The sequence below is a fragment of the Streptomyces sp. MBT53 genome (assembly GCF_016654115.1).
GTDB lineage: Bacteria > Actinomycetota > Actinomycetes > Streptomycetales > Streptomycetaceae > Streptomyces.
On sequence record NZ_JAEQAZ010000008.1, the window covers coordinates 54171 to 71365 of the forward strand.

Genomic DNA, 17195 nt, shown 5'->3' on the forward strand with positions numbered 1-17195 from the left:
CGCCGCCTCCGGAAACCGGCGGCGGGACATCTCGCAACGGGCAACGACCCCGCGCGGGTGCCGACACGTAACTCGTTCGAGGCGAGGTCCGACGTTTGCGAGACTGGGAACGTGAGCAGCGCACCCCCCGCCCCCCGAGTCATCGCCGTCGTCGGACCGACCGCGGCCGGAAAGTCCGATCTGGGCGTCTTCCTGGCCCAGCGTCTAGGTGGCGAGGTCGTCAACGCCGACTCCATGCAGCTCTACCGAGGGATGGACATCGGCACCGCCAAGCTGACGCCCGAGGAGCGCGGCGGCGTCCCGCACCACCTCCTGGACATCTGGGACGTGACCGTCACGGCGTCCGTCGCCGAGTACCAGCGCCTCGCCCGCGAGCACATCGACGCCCTGCTCGCCGAGGGCCGCTGGCCGATCCTGGTCGGCGGCTCCGGGCTGTACGTGCGCGCGGCCGTCGACAACCTGGAGTTCCCCGGCACCGACCCCGAGGTCCGGGCCCGCCTGGAGGAGGAGCTCGCACTGCGCGGCTCCGGGGCCCTGCACGCCCGCCTGGCCGCCGCCGACCCCGAGGCCGCGCACGCGATCCTGCCCAGCAACGGCCGTCGTATCGTCCGCGCCCTGGAGGTCATCGAGATCACCGGCAAGCCCTTCACCGCCAACCTCCCGGGCCACGACTCGGTCTACGACACCGTCCAGATCGGCGTCGACGTGGCCCGCCCCGAGCTCGACGAGCGCATCGCGCGCCGGGTCGACCGGATGTGGAGCGCGGGACTCGTCGACGAGGTGCGCGAGCTGGAGGCCGGGGGGCTGCGCGAGGGGGTCACCGCGTCCCGTGCGCTCGGCTATCAGCAGGTGCTCGCGGCGCTCGCGGGGGAGTGCACGGAAGAGGAGGCGCGCGCGGAGACCGTGCGGGCCACCAAGCGCTTCGCGCGCCGCCAGGATTCGTGGTTCAGACGCGATCCCCGGGTGCACTGGTTGAGTGGGGCTGCGGCCGATCTCACAGAACTTCCGCACCTGGCACTGGCGTTGCTCGAACGACCGGTCACAGCCTGATCACGTGATGGCATCGGGACGCTCCAGCCGCGGTTGCGGCCTCCGGGGGCGTGCCATCATCGAGCTTCGATCGACCAAGTGGAGTCCGAGTTGGGAGGGCGCGTGGCGATGGAGGCCGGCCCTCGCGACACCGCAGAAGGCCCTGAGCAGGTCACCGCGGACCGTGGTGAATCGGAAGAGGTCGACGGCCGACTGAGCCCGGACGGCCCGGACGAGATCCAGGGCGGCGTGACCGCCGACGGTCCCGGGCCCGACGAGATGTACGCGGGACCCGAGGTCGAGGTCGAGCTGCGCCCGCAGCGTCGCCTGCGCATCTGGCAGCTCGCCCCCATCGTCGCCCTGGCCGCCGTCGGCTCCCTGATGTTCGCCTTCCCGCTCGCCTTCGACTTCGGCGACAGCGGGGCCGTGGTCGCCATGCTCGGTCTGCTGATCTGTTGCTGCGCGGCAGGCTGGGGCACGACGGCCGCCCGCCGCGTCGGCTACACCTGGCCGGGTTTCCCGCAGCGCGGCTCCGGTCGCCGCCCGGACTGGCGGGTCGTCATCGCATACTCCCTGATGGTGGGCGTGGTCGCTGTCCTCGCCGTGTACCGCGTGGCCAGGCTCCGCTAGCCGCCGAGGTCGCACACCGGAGTCATCGGGTGGTCGGGGCCACCCCGTACGATCGAGGAATGAGCACGCGGATCGCCTTCCTCAAGGGGCACGGCACCGAGAACGACTTCGTGATCGTCCCGGACCCCGAGAACGCCATCGATCTCTCCCCGGCCGCCGTCGCCGCCCTGTGCGACCGCCGCGCGGGCGTCGGCGGGGACGGACTGTTGCATGTCGTGCGGTCCGCCGCGCACCCCGAGGCGCGGGACATGGCGGCCGAGGCGGAGTGGTTCATGGACTACCGCAACGGCGACGGTTCGGTCTCCGAGATGTGCGGCAACGGAGTGCGTGTGTTCGCGCGCTATCTCCAGCGTGCCGGACATGTGGCCGCAGGGGACATCGCGGTCGCCACGCGCGGGGGAGTCAAGACCGTCCACCTCGCCAAGGACGGCGATGTCACGGTCGGCATGGGCAAGGCGCTTCTCCCCGAAGGGGACGTCACCGTGAGCGTCGGTGAGCGCAGCTGGCCCGCGCGGAACGTGAACATGGGCAACCCGCACGCGGTCGCCTTCGTCGACGACCTCGCGCACGCCGGAGACCTGTACTCCCCGCCGCCCTTCAGCCCGGCCGCCGCCTACCCGCAGGGTGTGAACGTCGAGTTCGTGGTCGACCGGGGCCCCGGCCACGTGGCCATGCGCGTGCACGAGCGCGGTGCCGGCGAGACCCGCTCGTGCGGCACGGGCGCGTGCGCGGTCGCCGTGGCCACCGCCCGACGCGACGGCGCCGACCCGGCCGTCACCGGAACACGGGCGACCTACACCGTCGACGTACCCGGTGGAACACTCGTGATCACCGAGTGGCCCGACGGCCGGATCGAGATGACAGGTCCCGCGGTGATCGTCGCCGAGGGCGAGATCGATGCCGAGTGGCTGGAAAACGCCATCCGCTGAACGGGTGATTCGCAGTCCTGGCCGCCCTGGACACCCCGATCCGAAGTCTCCGGCGGCCGGCCCGGCTTGAAAGCATGGTCGACCCGTCAGGGTGTGGCGCAAAACCGTAAACCTTCTGACCTTCGCTCGAATGGGTGATCCGTTTCACGCTCGGCGAGAGGCGGTCAGTCGCACGTGGTGGGCTCGGTAGCATCAAGCACCGGCCCGGACGGGGGATCGTCACCATCCCCTGAGCCGAGTCCGCCATGGGGCACCCGTCCGCCGGTCAAGCAGCCGGAGGTGCCCATGAGTGCGGAGGCCACGAACCCTGCGAGCCCAGGCCCTGTGACCAACACAGCGCCCCGCAGGAAGGCCCGCCCCCGGATCGACCTGCGCCGGCTCGGCCGGGCCGCCCTGCTCGGCCCCACGGCCCGTGACCGGCTGCCGGACGCCATCGGGCATGTCGCCGAGGCGCATCGCGCCCACCACCCCGACGCCGACCTCGAACCGCTGCGCCGCGCCTGGGTCCTGGCCGAGTCCTCGCACCGCGGCCAGATGCGCAAGAGCGGCGAGCCGTACATCACACACCCCCTCGCCGTGACCCTGATCCTCGCCGAACTCGGCGCCGAGACCACGACGTTGACGGCCTCTCTGCTCCACGACACCGTCGAGGACACGGAGGTGACACTCGATCAGGTCGGCGAGGAGTTCGGCGCCGAGGTGCGCTATCTCGTCGACGGCGTGACGAAGTTGGAGAAGGTCGACTACGGCGCCGCGGCCGAGCCCGAGACCTTCCGCAAGATGCTCGTCGCCACCGGCAGCGACGTCCGCGTGATGTCGATCAAACTCGCCGACCGGCTGCACAACATGCGCACCCTGGGCGTGATGCGCCCCGAGAAGCAGGCCCGTATCGCCAAGGTCACCCGGGACGTCCTCATCCCGCTCGCCGAACGGCTCGGCGTCCAGGCGCTCAAGACCGAACTGGAAGACCTGGTCTTCGCGATCCTCCACCCCGAGGAGTACGACCACACACGCGAGTTGATCGTCGACAACGCCTCCCGCGCGGACGACCCGCTCGCCGAGGTCACCGACGAGGTGCGCACCGTCCTGCGGGACGCCGACATCCAGGCCGAAGTCCTCATCCGGCCACGGCACTTCGTCTCCGTGCACCGCGTCGCCCGCAAGCGCGGCAGGCTGCGCGGCGCCGACTTCGGCCGCCTCCTGGTGCTCGTCAACGAGGACGCGGACTGTTACGGCGTCCTCGGCGAACTGCACACCTGCCTGAAGCCCGTGGTCTCTGAGTTCAAGGACTTCATCGCCGTACCGAAGTTCAACCTCTACCAGTCGCTGCACACCGCCGTCGCCCACACGGACGGCCAGGTCGTCGAAGTCCTCATCCGCACCCACCAGATGCACAAGGTCGCCGAGGCCGGCGTCATCGCGCTCGGCAATCCCTACGCTCCTCCTTCGGAGGAGCAACAGGCCACCAGCGACGGGGAGCGCGCCGACCCCACCCGGCCCGGCTGGCTCTCCCGACTCCTCGACTGGCAGGAGGGCGCGCCCGACCCCGACACCTTCTGGTCGACCCTCCGCGAGGACCTCGCCCAGGACCGCGAGATCACCGTGTTCCGGCCCGACGGCGGCACGCTGGGCCTGCCCGACGGCGCGACCTGTGTGGACGCCGCGTACGCGCAGTACGGCGAGGACGCCCACGCCTGCATCGGCGCCCGCGTCAACGGCCGCCTGGCGACCCTCAGCACGGTTCTGCGGGACGGCGACACCGTCCAGCCCCTCATGGGTCAGGACCCCGCCTCCGAGCCCTCCAGGGAGTGGCTGGAGCACGCGCACACCCCCGCCGCCCGGATCGCCATCCAACGCTGGCTCGCGGCGCACCCGGGCAGCGGCGACGCGGAGGGAACCGAGCCGGACAGGGCGGCCCAGGACGCGCAGACCGTGCGATCCGCGCCCCCAGCGGCCGAGGACGCCCCCACCAGCAGCCCCGCCACCCCTGTCGTAGACCAGCCCGGCGCGACCGTACGGCTCGCCGGCTGCTGCACACCCGTACCGCCCGACGAGGTCACCGGATTCTCGGTGCGCGGCGGGGTCGTGACCGTCCACCGCGTGGAGTGCAGCGCGGTGGCGCACATGAAGAGCGTGGGGCGCGCGGAGGTCGGTGTGCGCTGGGGCGACACCACCGAATGCCGGGTCACGCTGGTAGCCGAATCGTTCGGCCGCCCCCATCTGCTGGCCGACCTCACCGAGGCCATGGCCCTGGAGGGCGCCGAGATCGTCTCGGCGACTGTCGAACCCCCGAGCCAGCAGCGCGTCCGCCACACCTACACCCTCCAACTCCCGGACGCCGCGCACCTCCCGGCCCTCATGCGGGCGATGCGCAATGTGCCGGGCGTCTACGACGTCAGCCGCGCACAGCACCACACAACGGCCTCCTGACACCGGCTCAGGACCACGCCCCGCGTCTCCTCGGGGCGCGCGCCTCCGGCGTGCCCGGCGCCCCGTAGGCCCCCGGAAGACCTCGTTCGAGTGGGCCGGGCGCGAGTCGTCGACGTGCGGTACGCGCGCGCTGGTAGCGGTGGTCCATGCTGCTCACCCCCCGCACCGCCACCCCTGGGGCCGGTACCAGGGCTCCCCGACGGCTGAAGGCGGCCCTGCTCGCCTCCGCCGTGTCCGTCTGCCTCGTCGCCGCGAGCGCTCCGCCCACGCCCCTGGGCGTCGGGGACCGCCTCTTCCCCGACCTCGGCAACCCGGGCTACGACGTGGCGTCGTACGACCTCTCCTTCACCTATCCCGGCACCAACACCCAGCCCCTCCGGGCCGTCACCACCATCGACGCGTGGACCACGGAGTCCCTGGACCGGATCAACCTCGACTTCGCGCACGGCACCGTGGACTCGGTCGAGGTCGACGGGCGGCCGGCCACCTTCGAGAGCGTCGGCGAGGATCTGGTCGTGACCCCGAAGGAGCCGCTCTCCGAAGGCAGTTGGACGCGGATCACCGTGCGGCACACCAGCGACCCCGTCTCCGCCAAGGGCCAGGACGGCGGCTGGGTGGGCACCAAGGACGGGCTCGCGATGGCCAACCAGGCCGATGCCGCGCACCTGGTGTTCCCGTGCAACGACCATCCCTCCGACAAGGCGATGTTCACCATCCGGGTCACCGCGCCCAACGCCTACACCGCCGTCGCCAACGGACTGCCGGCCGGCGTCGACAAGGACGGCGCGAACACCACCTGGACGTACCGCACCCAGCACCCCATGGCCACCGAACTCGCCCAGGTGTCCATCGGCCGCTCCGCCGTACTGCACCGCACCGGACCGCACGACCTCCCGATGCGCGACGTCGTACCCGCGGCGGACGCCAAGCAGCTCGAACCGTGGCTCAAGAAGACCCCCGACCAGATCGCCTGGATGGAGAGCAAGGTCGGCCGGTACCCCTTCGAGACGTACGGCCTCCTCATGGCGCAGGCGTCCACCGGCTTCGAGCTGGAGACCCAGACGATCTCTCTCTTCGAGAGAGATCTCTTCACCGAGCCCGCCTACCCCAAGTGGTACGTCGAGTCGATCATGGTGCACGAGCTGTCCCACCAGTGGTTCGGCGACAGCGTCAGCCCCCGCACCTGGTCCGACCTGTGGCTCAACGAGGGACACGCCACCTGGTACGAGGAGCTGTACGCGGAGGAGAAGGCGAACAGGCCCATGGAGACGCGGATGAAGGCCGCCTACGGCGCCTCGGACGGCTGGCGCGCCGCCGGCGGACCGCCCGCGCTCCCCAAGGCGCCCGCGCCCGGCCAGAAGATCAGCATCTTCCGCCCCAACGTCTACGACGGCGCCGCCCTCGTCCTCTACGCGCTGCGCCAGGAGATCGGCCGCCCCGCCTTCGAGCGCCTGGAGCGCACCTGGGTGAGCGTCCACCGGGACGCCACGGCCACCACCGCCGACTTCGAGGACCTCGCCTCCGCGATCTCCGGCCGCGACCTGAGCGACTTCTTCAAGGCCTGGCTCTACGGCGAGAAGACCCCGCCGATGCCGGGTCACCCGGACTGGGTGTCGCAGGCACCCGTGAAATAAGGCCGTGACGGGGCGATCCGTGCCGTGCGACCATCGTCGGGTCGGCGGCGCGGATCGCCCGGAATCTCCGGTCACCGGGAATCTCCGGGGACGCTCGCACGTTATGAACTTCGCAGGACTCCCATCGACGTAAGGACCCAATGACCTCCTCTTCTTCCCCTTCCCAGGACACTGAGCGCTCCGCGCACACCTACCCCGAAGGTCTTCGGGCCGATGCCCTGATGGAAGAGGACGTCGCCTGGAGCCACGAGATCGACGGAGACCGGGACGGCGACCAGTTCGACCGCTCCGAGCGCGCGGCCCTGCGCCGTGTCGCGGGCCTCTCCACCGAGCTCGAGGACGTCACCGAGGTCGAGTACCGACAGCTCCGCCTGGAGCGCGTCGTACTCGTCGGCGTCTGGACCACGGGAACGGCTCAGGACGCGGAGAACTCGCTCGCCGAGCTGGCCGCCCTCGCGGAGACCGCGGGCGCGCTCGTGCTCGACGGTGTCGTCCAGCGCCGCGACAAGCCCGACGCGGCCACGTACATCGGTTCCGGCAAGGCCAACGAACTGCGGGACATCGTCCTGGAGACCGGCGCCGACACCGTCATCTGCGACGGTGAGCTGAGCCCGGGCCAGCTGATCCACCTCGAAGACGTCGTCAAGGTCAAGGTCATCGACCGTACGGCCCTGATCCTCGACATCTTCGCCCAGCACGCCAAGTCCCGAGAGGGCAAGGCGCAGGTCGCGCTCGCGCAGATGCAGTACATGCTGCCGAGGCTCCGCGGCTGGGGTCAGTCGCTGTCCCGTCAGATGGGCGGCGGCTCGGGCGGCGGCCTCGCCACCCGTGGTCCCGGTGAGACCAAGATCGAGACGGACCGGCGTCGTATCCGCGAGAAGATGGCGAAGATGCGCCGGGAGATCGCGGACATGAAGACCGGCCGTGACATCAAGCGCCAGGAGCGCCGTCGCCACAAGGTGCCGTCGGTCGCGATCGCCGGCTACACCAACGCCGGCAAGTCGTCCCTGCTCAACCGCCTCACGGGCGCGGGCGTCCTGGTCGAGAACGCGCTGTTCGCGACCCTCGACCCGACCGTGCGCCGGGCCGAGACCCCGGGCGGACGGCTTTACACCCTGGTCGACACCGTCGGTTTCGTCCGGCACCTGCCGCACCACCTGGTCGAGGCCTTCCGCTCCACGATGGAGGAGGTCGGCGACGCCGATCTGATCCTGCACGTGGTCGACGGTTCGCACCCGGTCCCGGAGGAGCAGCTGGCCGCCGTACGCGAGGTGATCCGGGATGTCGGCGCCACCAAGGTGCCCGAGATCGTGATCATCAACAAGGCGGACGCGGCGGACCCGTTGACGCTCCAGCGGCTGATGCGGAACGAGAAGCGGTCCATCGCCGTCTCGGCCCGCACCGGCCAGGGCATCGACGAGCTGCTCGCGCTCATCGACGCCGAACTGCCGCGCCCCTCGGTCGAGATCGAGGCGCTCGTGCCGTACACCCACGGCAAGCTGGTCGCCCGTGCCCACTCCGAGGGCGAGGTGATCTCCGAGGAGCACACCCCGGAGGGCACCCTGCTCAAGGTGCGGGTGCACGAGGAACTCGCGGCGGAGTTCGCGCCGTACGTCCCGGCACCGCTGGCCTGACGGTCGTAGCGCAGCACGTCCTGAGGCTCGCCCCGGATCACCCGGGGCGAGCCTCGGTCGTGTCTACTGCCCTGCGAACTTCTTGCTGACCGAGTCGTACACGCCCTTGGCCACATCGCCCAGCCGAGGGCCCGCCAGCCAGCCCGAAGTCACCGGGCCGATCGAGGTGTTGGACACCAGCGCGGGCTTGCCGTCCGTGCCCGTCTCCACCCAGCCGCCGCCGGACGAACCGCCGGTCATGCTGCAGCCGATGCGGTACATCGTCGGGTCCGAGGCGCTGATCGACAGCCTCCCCGGCTTGTCCGCGCACTGGTACAGCGTCGAACCGTCATACGGCTTCGCCGCGGGGTAGCCGGTCGCCGTGATGCTCGACACCTTCGGCACGGCCGGCGCGTCGAAGTTCACCGGCAGCGCCGAACCGACCGTCTCCTCAAGGGACTTGCCCCCACTGCCCTTCTCGGGCGTCACATGGATCACGGCGTAGTCGTACGACGAACCCTGCCCGCCCGTCTCGCCGCCCTGGTCGATCCACTGCTGCGAGGTCTGCGCCCAGTCGGCCCACCAGACCCCGTACGGAGCGACCTGGGCCCGGGACGCCGTCTCCAACTGGGCTGTCGTCATACCGGAGTTGTTGTACGACGGCACGAACGCGAGGTTGCGGTACCAGCCGCCGTTCTTGCCCGCGTGCACACAGTGGCCCGCCGTCCACACCAGGTTGGACTTGCCCGGGTGCGCCGGGTCCTCCACGACCGTCGCCGAGCAGACCATCGTGCCCTCGGGGGCATCGAAGAACACCTTGCCCGCCGTCGCCGCGTTGGCGTGGTACGTAGGCGACACGGCCTTCGCGTCCACCACCGCGGGCGTCGGGTCGGTCACACCCTGGTCACCGGAGATGTCGTTGGTGTCGACACCCTTGTCCGGGTCGTTGGCGTCCCGCATCCGGCCGGAACTCCACAGCCCGTCGATGATCGGGTTGATGTAGTCGTTGGCCTCGCGCAGCCAGTCGTCCTTGTCCCAGTTCTTCCAGGCGCCGTGCTTCCACTTGTCGATGTCGATCCCGTGCTCTTTGAGCTTGTTCTTGATGTCGTCCGGGATCTTGATCTTGCCGTCGCCGGTGTCGCCGCTGGTCGCCGACGCCGTGGACTGGCCGTCCGCCTTGGTGTCACCGGAACCGCAGGCCGTCGCGGTGAGCGCGAGCGCCGAGGCGAGAGCGACGGCGGCCAGCACGGGGGTGGTTCCGCGACGCGCACCCCTGCCACGCCGGGCGGTGAAGGACGGCCGTATCGATCGCATGGTCTTGACTCCCCCTGGAGTGAACGGTTGGTGCGCCACGGCTGTGATCTCAGCCGGAACTCATGGTGAGTTCACGCTGAACTCACGACCTACGGGAACGGCATCACACACTATGCGCTCGCTGTGGGGGACTTCCGACGGAACGGCAACGGTTTCGCTACGGCAAGGATCTTGAAGCAACCCGTAACCCGTTGGTCGGTACGGGAGTTGGCTTCGGCAGGGGCGGAGGGGGCTGCTGTTCGGCGCGTGGTCCGCTGTGCCCGGGGCGACGCGAGATCTCACATCCCGAGGAACAGTCTTGAACCCCACATCCACCTCTGACAGCCACTCCCACCCGCTCACCCTGGCGGTGGCGTCGGCCGAGTCGGTTCCCCAACAGCAGCCGCGCAGCCCGGAGGCGAGCCGTCCCCGGGGCGCGGGCGGCGACCTCCTGGAGCATCCGGACCCCCGAACCGCCGCCCAGGCCGCGGCTGTCGAGAACCTGCTTCGCTGCTGGGCGCGCGAGACGAACCTCCCCGCCCCCGACGGCGACACCCTTCGCATCCCCCTCCCCGCCAGCGGCACGGCCCTGCACGCCCAGGTCCGCTACTGGTCCCCGACCGGCTGGCACCGCTTCGGCCTTCCCTACCTGTCCGACGCTCCCCATGGCGCACCACCGGCCGACGCGGTGACAGTCGCGGCGCTGTTCGCCAGGGAAACGGCCGCGCGCGACACCGATTCCGCACAGGAAGCGGCGGTGGCAGCCGAGGCGACGTCCGACACCGGTACCGATCTGGTGGCCCGCGTCGCCGACTCCCTCCGACGTACCGTCACCTTCATCACCGACCGCCGCGCACACCCGGCCGACGGCCCCGATCTCTTCCTCTCCGCCGAACAGGCGCTCCTCCTCGGACACCCGCTCCACCCGACCCCCAAGAGTCGCGAGGGTCTCTCCGAGGCCGAAGTCCGCCTGTACTCACCGGAGTTGCACGGCTCCTTCCCGTTGCACTGGCTGGCCGTCGCCCCCTCCGTACTCGCCACCGACTCGGCCTGGACGGAACGCGGCCGACCTGTCTCCGCCGCCCACCTCACGGCCCGACTCGCCGGAACCGGGCTGCCGTTGCCCGACGGACACGCGGCACTGCCCGTGCATCCCTGGCAGTGGCGCGAGATCCGACACCGTGCCGACGTCGCAGCCCTGATCGACGCCGGATTGATCCAGGATCTCGGCCCCCACGGCACCCCGTGGCACCCCACGTCCTCCGTACGAACCGTCCACCGGTCCGGCGCCCCCGCCATGCTCAAGCTGTCCCTGGGCCTCCGCATCACCAACTCCCGACGTGAGAACCTCCGCAAAGAACTCCATCGCGGCGTAGAAGTGCACCGCCTGTTGCGCAGCGGTCTGTCCCAGCAGTGGCAGGCCGTCCACCCGGGCTTCGACATCGTCCGCGACCCGGCCTGGCTGGCCGTCGACGCGCCGGCGGACGGACGCGGTGCCGACTGTGGCCAAGAGGGCACAGGGAGCGCAGGGGGTGCAGTCGGTACCCGTGCGCCCCTCGCCGGAATCGACGTGGTCATCCGGCACAACCCGTTCAGCCCGTCCGACGACGTCTCCTGCGTCGCCGGGCTCGTCTCACCTCGCCCGAACACCGCGCGAAGGGCCAACGTCGGCGGACCGCAGGCGACTTCACGAACCGGCTTCTCCGGTCACTCCGGCCGCGCAGCGTCCAGTGCGCCTCCGCTGCGGTCCCGGCTGGCCGAGGTCGTCACCGGCCTTGCCGAGCGGACCGGCCGGTCCCGTGAAGCAGTCACCGCGGAGTGGTTCCTGCGGTACCTGGAGCAGGTCGTCCGTCCCGTGCTGTGGCTGGACGGCGAGGCAGGCATCGCCCTGGAGGCACACCAGCAGAACACGCTGCTCCTGCTGGACAGTGCGGGCTGGCCTGCGGGCGGCCGCTACCGAGACAACCAGGGCTACTACTTCCGCGCGTCCCGGCGCGCGGAACTCGATGCCCGTCTGCCCGGCATCGGCGAACACAGCGACACCTTCGTCTCCGACGAGGTCACCGACGAACGCTTCGCGTACTACCTCGCGATCAACAACGTGCTCGGTCTCATCGGAGCGTTCGGCTCCCAAGGCCTCGCCGACGAACGGCTGTTGCTGTCCGCCTTCCGCCGCTTCCTCCGCGACGTCGCCTCCGGTCCCGCCCGGCTGCGCACCTCCCTGCCGGCCCGCCTGCTCGACTCACCCGTCCTGCGCTGCAAGGCCAACCTCCTCACCCGACTGCACGGCCTCGACGAACTCATCGGCCCGGTCGACACCCAGTCCGTCTACGTCACCATCGCCAACCCCCTTCACTGCTGATCGCCAGTACTTCCGCTTCATTTCTGACCGCCGCCAACTCCCTTCACCCCTGAGGAACATGACCCACCCCGTCTTCTGAGAGGAGCGTCCGCGTGCGTCCCACCGATGCGAACGTCGGCACCGCGACAGTCCCCGGTTCCACCCCAGGCACCGGTACCGGCCAGGGTTCCGGCACGGACGCCGAGGACACCCTCGACCTCCGCCTCCCCGCGGAGTTCCTCGCGCTCTGCACCGAGGCGGACGCGGCCGACCGCGACGAACTCCTCGACCGTGTCGGCGACTGGGGGCGGATCCGTACCCCCGTGGGTGTCTTCCACCTCGCCCCTGTCCTTTGCGAGCGAGACCTCCCCCTCATCAGCGGCTGGATGAACGACCCCGCGATCGCGGAATTCTGGGAACTGGCCGGCCCCCGGACGGTCACCGAGAACCACCTGCGCGCCCAACTCTCCGGCGACGGACGCAGCGTCCCTTGTCTCGGCGTGCTGGACGGCACCCCGATGAGCTACTGGGAGATCTACCGGGCGGACCTCGACCTTCTGGCCCGCCACTACCCCGCCCGACCGCACGACACCGGGATCCACCTGCTCATCGGTGACCTCGTCGACCGAGGACGAGGGGTGGGGAGCACCCTCATCCGGGCCGTCGCCGACCTCGTACTCGACAAGCGCCCCGCCTGCGCCCGCGTCGTCGCCGAACCGGACGTTCGCAACACCCCCTCCGTATCTGCTTTCCTGAGCGCCGGCTTCCGGTACTCCGCCGAGGTCGACCTGCCCGCCAAGCGGGCCGCCCTCATGCTCCGAGACCGTTCTGTGCGCGATCTGTTGTAGCGCCACGTGGCAGCGCCATCACTTTTGGTACACCGCTCGGCCCGATCCGGTTCCACCTCGGCCGAACCAATCCCCGTCGGATCCGAACCAATCCCCGTCCGATCCGGACCGGTCTCCGTCCGATCCGACCAGGTCTCCATCCGATCGCCACCCGGACGAAATCCGCCCCCGTCCGAAAGCCCCGGCGTCTTGATCCACTCCCTCCCGCAACCGTGATCGCCCGGTTGTCAGTCCAGCCCCGTAGGGTTGGTCGCGCTATGACGAAGCCCTCACTCCCCGAACTCCTGCATGCTGCCGTCACTGCCGTCGGCGGTTCGGAGCGCCCCGGCCAGGTGACCATGGCCGAAGCCGTCGCGGAGGCGATCGACGACGGCTCCCATCTGCTGGTCCAGGCCGGCACCGGTACCGGAAAGTCGCTCGGCTACCTGGTGCCCGCGCTCGCGCACGGGGAGCGTGTGGTCGTCGCGACCGCCACCCTCGCGCTCCAGCGCCAGCTGGCGGAGCGCGACCTGCCGCGCACGGTAGACGCACTGCATCCCCTGCTGCGCCGCCGTCCCCAGTTCGCGATGCTCAAGGGCAGGTCGAACTACCTGTGTCTGCACCGACTCCACGAGGGCGTGCCGCAGGACGAGGAGGAGGGCCTGTTCGACCAGTTCGAGGCGGCTGCGCCCACCAGCAAGCTGGGCCAGGATCTGCTGCGGCTGCGCGACTGGAGGGACGAGACCGAGAACGGCGACCGCGACGACCTCACGCCCGGAGTCTCCGACCGCGCCTGGGCGCAGGTCTCGGTGTCCTCGCGCGAGTGCCTGGGCGCCCAGAAGTGCGCCTACGGAGCGGAGTGTTTCGCCGAGGCGGCCCGTGAGCGCGCCAAGCTCGCCGACGTCGTCGTCACCAACCACGCGCTGCTCGCCATCGACGCGATCGAAGGCGCCCCCGTCCTCCCGCAGCACGAGGTGCTGATCGTCGACGAGGCCCATGAACTGGTCTCGCGGGTCACCGGAGTTGCCAGCGGCGAGCTCACCCCGGGCCAGGTCAACCGCGCGGTGCGCCGCGCCGCGAAGCTGGTCAACGAGAAGGCCGCCGACCAGCTCCAGACCGCCGCCGAGGGCTTCGAGCGGCTCATGGAGCTCGCCCCGCCGGGCCGCCTGGAGGAGATCCCGGAGGATCTCGGTTACGCGCTCATGGCGCTGCGGGACGCCTGCCGTACGGTGATCTCCGGAATCGGCGCCACCCGCGACAAGTCCGTGCAGGACGAGGACGCGGTCCGCAAGCAGGCCTTGGCTTCCGTGGAGTCCGTGCACGACGTGGCGGAGCGGATCAGCAACGGCTCCGAGTGGGACGTCGTCTGGTACGAACGCCACGACCGCTTCGGTGCCTCCCTGCGCGTCGCCCCCATGTCCGTGTCGGGCCTGCTGCGGGAGAAGCTCTTCGCGGACCGCTCGGTCACCCTGACGTCCGCGACACTGAAGCTCGGCGGCGACTTCAACGGCGTTGGGGCCTCCCTGGGCCTCGCTCCCGAAGGCACGGCGGGCGACGACCTCCCGCAGTGGAAGGGCGTGGACGTCGGCTCACCCTTCGACTACCCGAAGCAGGGCATCCTGTACGTCGCCAAGCACCTCTCGCGCCCCGCGCGGGACGGCGATCGCGCCGACATGCTGGACGAGTTGACCGAGTTGATCCAGGCGGCGGGCGGTCGCACCCTGGGCCTCTTCTCCTCGATGCGGGGTGCCCAACTCGCCGCGGAGGAACTGCGTTCGCGCATCCCCGAGTACCCGATCCTGCTCCAGGGCGAGGAGACGCTCGGTGAGCTGATCAAGAACTTCGCGGCCGACCCGAAGACCTGTCTCTTCGGCACGCTGTCGCTCTGGCAGGGCGTCGATGTCCCCGGCCCCAGCTGCCAGTTGGTCGTCATGGACAAGATTCCGTTCCCGCGTCCGGACGACCCGTTGATGAGCGCCCGTCAGAAGGCGGTCGAGGACGCGGGGGGCAACGGCTTCATGGCGGTGGCCGCGACACACGCGGCGCTGCTCATGGCCCAGGGCGCCGGCCGTCTCGTCCGGGCGTCGGGCGACCGTGGCGTGGTCGCCGTACTGGATCAGCGGCTGGCCACCGCCCGCTACGGCAGCTATCTCAAGGCGTCACTGCCCGACTTCTGGTACACCACGGACCGTAATCAGGCCCGGAGGTCGCTGGCGGCGATCGACGCGAAGGCGAAGCAGGCGGAGGCGGAAGCGGAGACGGAGTGACCGGCGGTTGCCCTGGTGTCTCAGGGCAACCGCCGATCGACAGCGGCTCCCGTGATCGACAGCGGCCCCCGCCGGACCCGGGACAGCACAGGACCCCGGAACCGGCGCAGGGGTCCCGGGGTCCGGTCAGGGGGTCGGGCCGATGTGGCCCGCCCGCCGCGGCCGTCACACGCGCCGCAGCACCGCCACCACCTTGCCGAGGATCGTCGCGTCGTCGCCGGGGATCGGCTCGTACGCGGAGTTGTGCGGGAGGAGCCAGACATGGCCGTCCTCGCGCTTGAAGCGCTTGACGGTGGCCTCGCCCTCAAGCATGGCGGCCACGATGTCGCCGTTCTCCGCGACCGGCTGGCGGCGCACGGTGACCCAGTCGCCGTCACAGATCGCGGCCTCGATCATCGAGTCACCGACGACCTTGAGGACGAACAGCTCACCGTCACCGACCAGTTGGCGGGGGAGGGGGAACACGTCCTCGACCGACTCCTCGGCGAGGATCGGGCCACCGGCGGCGATCCGGCCCACCAGGGGGACGTACGACGCGGCGGGCTTGCCCGCGGTGTCCGTGGGCTGCACCGACGAGGACTGGTCGGAGCCGCGGACCTCGTACGCGCGCGGGCGGTGCGGGTCGCGGCGCAGGAAGCCCTTGCGCTCCAGTGCCATCAGCTGGTGTGCGACCGAGGACGTGCTGGACAGGCCCACGGCCTGGCCGATCTCGCGCATCGACGGCGGGTAGCCCCGCCGCTGCACGGAGTCCCTGATGACCTCGATCACCCGGCGCTGCCGGTCCGTGAGCCCCGAGCTGTCCGCCCGGATGCCGGGAGGTCGGCCCGGCAGGGAGCGCTTGTGTCCCTCGGGATTCGCGGCTTCGTTCATTGCATGCACCGGCTCGAGTCGGCCCTGGGAGCGATCCTGGGCAGTGATGGTGGCACTGTCTGCGGTGGTGGTCACGTCGGCCCCTCTCGATGTTCTCCCTGCTGGACAACGGTAGTTGCTTTCGAAAGGTTGCGCCAAACACACGTTCGAGTGAAAAAACGCGGATAGCCTGCCGTGATCATGTGTCTGGGTGTATGGCCGACGTGGCACCTGGCGGACAAAGGGGCCCATTGTCGGGCTCTTCGCCGCCGGGTGGTGACCTTGCGGGTTGTCGCCCCAGTCTGCCACCCGGTGTCCCGGCAACCGGGGGCCGGTCCCGTTCTGTGCGGGAGCCCCACGTCTTCTCCGTGCCGCGCTCACGGTATCCCCGTAAGTGCCCTGGCGGTACGGGTGTGGGCCCGCGTGTTCCGGGCGACGGTATGGCCGTATGGCACATGCCAATACGGGTGCGACACGCGCGTACGGCGTGTTTGTGTGGGCCAATCACCACATCTAGTGGTTGGATTGCGGCAGCAGCCCAGAAGTTGTGGTCCCCCGGGTCTTCATCGTCTCGGCCATCGCCTATGCTTGGGGCTGCTTCGAGAGGCCCAAGGGGTCTTACGAGGCTATTGAGTCTGCTGTGAGGGAGGGTTGGAGATCATGCACTGCCCCTTCTGCAGGCACCCCGACAGCCGTGTCGTCGACAGCCGTACGACGGACGACGGCACGTCGATCCGCCGACGCCGCCAGTGCCCTGACTGCTCCCGTCGTTTCACGACCGTGGAGACGTGCTCGCTCATGGTGGTCAAGCGGTCCGGAGTCACCGAGCCTTTCAGTCGTACCAAGGTCATCAACGGTGTGCGCAAGGCATGCCAGGGACGGCCTGTCACCGAGGACGCACTCGCCCAGCTCGGCCAGCGGGTCGAAGAGGCGGTGCGGGCCACCGGAAGCGCCGAACTGACCACCCATGACGTCGGGCTGGCCATACTCGGCCCTTTGCAGGAACTCGACCTCGTCGCCTATCTGCGATTCGCCTCCGTCTACCGGGCTTTCGACTCGTTGGACGATTTCGAGGCCGCGATCGTGGAACTCAGGGAAGCGACGCCAGGCCCCGCCGCGGACGACGAAGACGCGGGATCGGGGAGCCAGGAAGACGACGGCGGGCCCGGAGGGACTGTTCAGGTCCCGGTGCCCGCCCACTCCGCCGACTGACCGACGGACCGGAACCGGGCGGAGACCCCGGATCCGGTCGGACGGCGGCGGACCAGGACTTGTCGCGGAGCCATGAGCGTGTGGGCTGCCGTGACACCAGACAAACACTCTGCCACGGGAACATCGTGGCATTTCAGGGCG

12 protein-coding genes are annotated in these 17195 nt (G+C 70.2%); 10 read left to right on the forward strand and 2 right to left on the reverse strand.

Going from position 1 to position 17195, the window contains the following annotated elements; genetic code table 11:
- The first annotated feature begins 111 nt into the window (after nt 1-111).
- From miaA to hflX, 6 genes are all read left to right on the forward strand, one after another.
- Nucleotides 112-1050 (forward strand): tRNA (adenosine(37)-N6)-dimethylallyltransferase MiaA, encoded by a 939-nt coding sequence (gene miaA, locus JHN45_RS04955; RefSeq protein WP_201048153.1) that lies wholly within the window; start codon nt 112-114, stop codon nt 1048-1050.
- Between the two features lie 108 nt (nt 1051-1158).
- On the forward strand, nt 1159-1659 hold the full coding sequence (locus JHN45_RS04960; protein WP_200709702.1) for a hypothetical protein: 501 nt from the start codon (nt 1159-1161) through the stop codon (nt 1657-1659).
- 59 nt (nt 1660-1718) lie between these two features.
- Nucleotides 1719-2588, forward strand: a complete 870-nt coding sequence (dapF, locus tag JHN45_RS04965) for a diaminopimelate epimerase (RefSeq protein ID WP_201048154.1) — start codon at nt 1719-1721, stop codon at nt 2586-2588.
- 285 nt (nt 2589-2873) lie between these two features.
- Nucleotides 2874-5018, forward strand: a complete 2145-nt coding sequence (locus tag JHN45_RS04970; RefSeq protein ID WP_200709689.1) for a bifunctional (p)ppGpp synthetase/guanosine-3',5'-bis(diphosphate) 3'-pyrophosphohydrolase — start codon at nt 2874-2876, stop codon at nt 5016-5018.
- A gap of 146 nt (nt 5019-5164) precedes the next feature.
- Nucleotides 5165-6652, forward strand: coding sequence for a M1 family metallopeptidase (locus JHN45_RS04975; RefSeq protein WP_201048155.1), 1488 nt, complete (start codon nt 5165-5167; stop codon nt 6650-6652).
- 140 nt (nt 6653-6792) lie between these two features.
- The gene (hflX, locus tag JHN45_RS04980; protein ID WP_200709691.1) at nt 6793-8286 is read left to right on the forward strand and encodes a GTPase HflX; all 1494 of its coding nucleotides are present in this window, start codon (nt 6793-6795) and stop codon (nt 8284-8286) included.
- Nucleotides 8287-8349: 63 nt separating this feature from the next.
- Here the strand turns inward: hflX and JHN45_RS04985 are convergent, their stop codons facing one another.
- Nucleotides 8350-9579 carry a serine protease gene (locus JHN45_RS04985; RefSeq protein ID WP_201048156.1) on the reverse strand — a complete coding sequence of 410 codons (1230 nt, stop codon included), beginning with the start codon at nt 9577-9579 and terminating at the stop codon, nt 8350-8352.
- 298 nt (nt 9580-9877) lie between these two features.
- Between JHN45_RS04985 and JHN45_RS04990 the strand changes: the two genes are divergently transcribed.
- The 3 genes from JHN45_RS04990 to JHN45_RS05000 all read left to right on the forward strand — a co-directional run bounded on the left by JHN45_RS04990 (nt 9878) and on the right by JHN45_RS05000 (nt 14993).
- Nucleotides 9878-11920, forward strand: a complete 2043-nt coding sequence (locus JHN45_RS04990) for an IucA/IucC family siderophore biosynthesis protein (RefSeq protein WP_201048157.1) — start codon at nt 9878-9880, stop codon at nt 11918-11920.
- A gap of 92 nt (nt 11921-12012) precedes the next feature.
- Entirely contained in the window at nt 12013-12747 is a 735-nt protein-coding gene (locus tag JHN45_RS04995) for a GNAT family N-acetyltransferase (RefSeq protein ID WP_200709694.1), read from the forward strand.
- A 257-nt stretch (nt 12748-13004) separates the two neighbouring features.
- Nucleotides 13005-14993, forward strand: a complete 1989-nt coding sequence (locus JHN45_RS05000) for an ATP-dependent DNA helicase (RefSeq protein ID WP_201048158.1) — start codon at nt 13005-13007, stop codon at nt 14991-14993.
- Between the two features lie 165 nt (nt 14994-15158).
- On the opposite strand, the gene lexA is transcribed toward JHN45_RS05000, so the two are convergent.
- Entirely contained in the window at nt 15159-15938 is a 780-nt protein-coding gene (gene lexA / locus JHN45_RS05005) for a transcriptional repressor LexA (protein ID WP_026151025.1), read from the reverse strand.
- A gap of 564 nt (nt 15939-16502) precedes the next feature.
- Between lexA and nrdR the strand changes: the two genes are divergently transcribed.
- A complete protein-coding gene (nrdR, locus tag JHN45_RS05010) occupies nt 16503-17054 on the forward strand; it encodes a transcriptional regulator NrdR (RefSeq protein WP_019072899.1) in 552 nt (183 codons plus the stop codon).
- The last annotated feature ends 141 nt before the right edge of the window (nt 17055-17195 follow it).

Excerpts from the sequence above, each read along its gene's own strand:
- JHN45_RS05000 (WP_201048158.1), top strand. The coding sequence starts at position 13,005 with ATGACGAAGCCCTCACTCCCCGAACTCCTGCATGCTGCCGTCACTGCC.
- dapF (WP_201048154.1), top strand. The coding sequence starts at position 1,719 with ATGAGCACGCGGATCGCCTTCCTCAAGGGGCACGGCACCGAGAACGAC.
- hflX (WP_200709691.1), top strand. The coding sequence starts at position 6,793 with ATGACCTCCTCTTCTTCCCCTTCCCAGGACACTGAGCGCTCCGCGCAC.
- nrdR (WP_019072899.1), top strand. The coding sequence starts at position 16,503 with ATGCACTGCCCCTTCTGCAGGCACCCCGACAGCCGTGTCGTCGACAGC.
- JHN45_RS04960 (WP_200709702.1), top strand. The coding sequence starts at position 1,159 with ATGGAGGCCGGCCCTCGCGACACCGCAGAAGGCCCTGAGCAGGTCACC.
- JHN45_RS04975 (WP_201048155.1), top strand. The coding sequence starts at position 5,165 with ATGCTGCTCACCCCCCGCACCGCCACCCCTGGGGCCGGTACCAGGGCT.
- JHN45_RS04970 (WP_200709689.1), top strand. The coding sequence starts at position 2,874 with ATGAGTGCGGAGGCCACGAACCCTGCGAGCCCAGGCCCTGTGACCAAC.
- JHN45_RS04985 (WP_201048156.1), bottom strand. The coding sequence starts at position 9,579 with ATGCGATCGATACGGCCGTCCTTCACCGCCCGGCGTGGCAGGGGTGCG.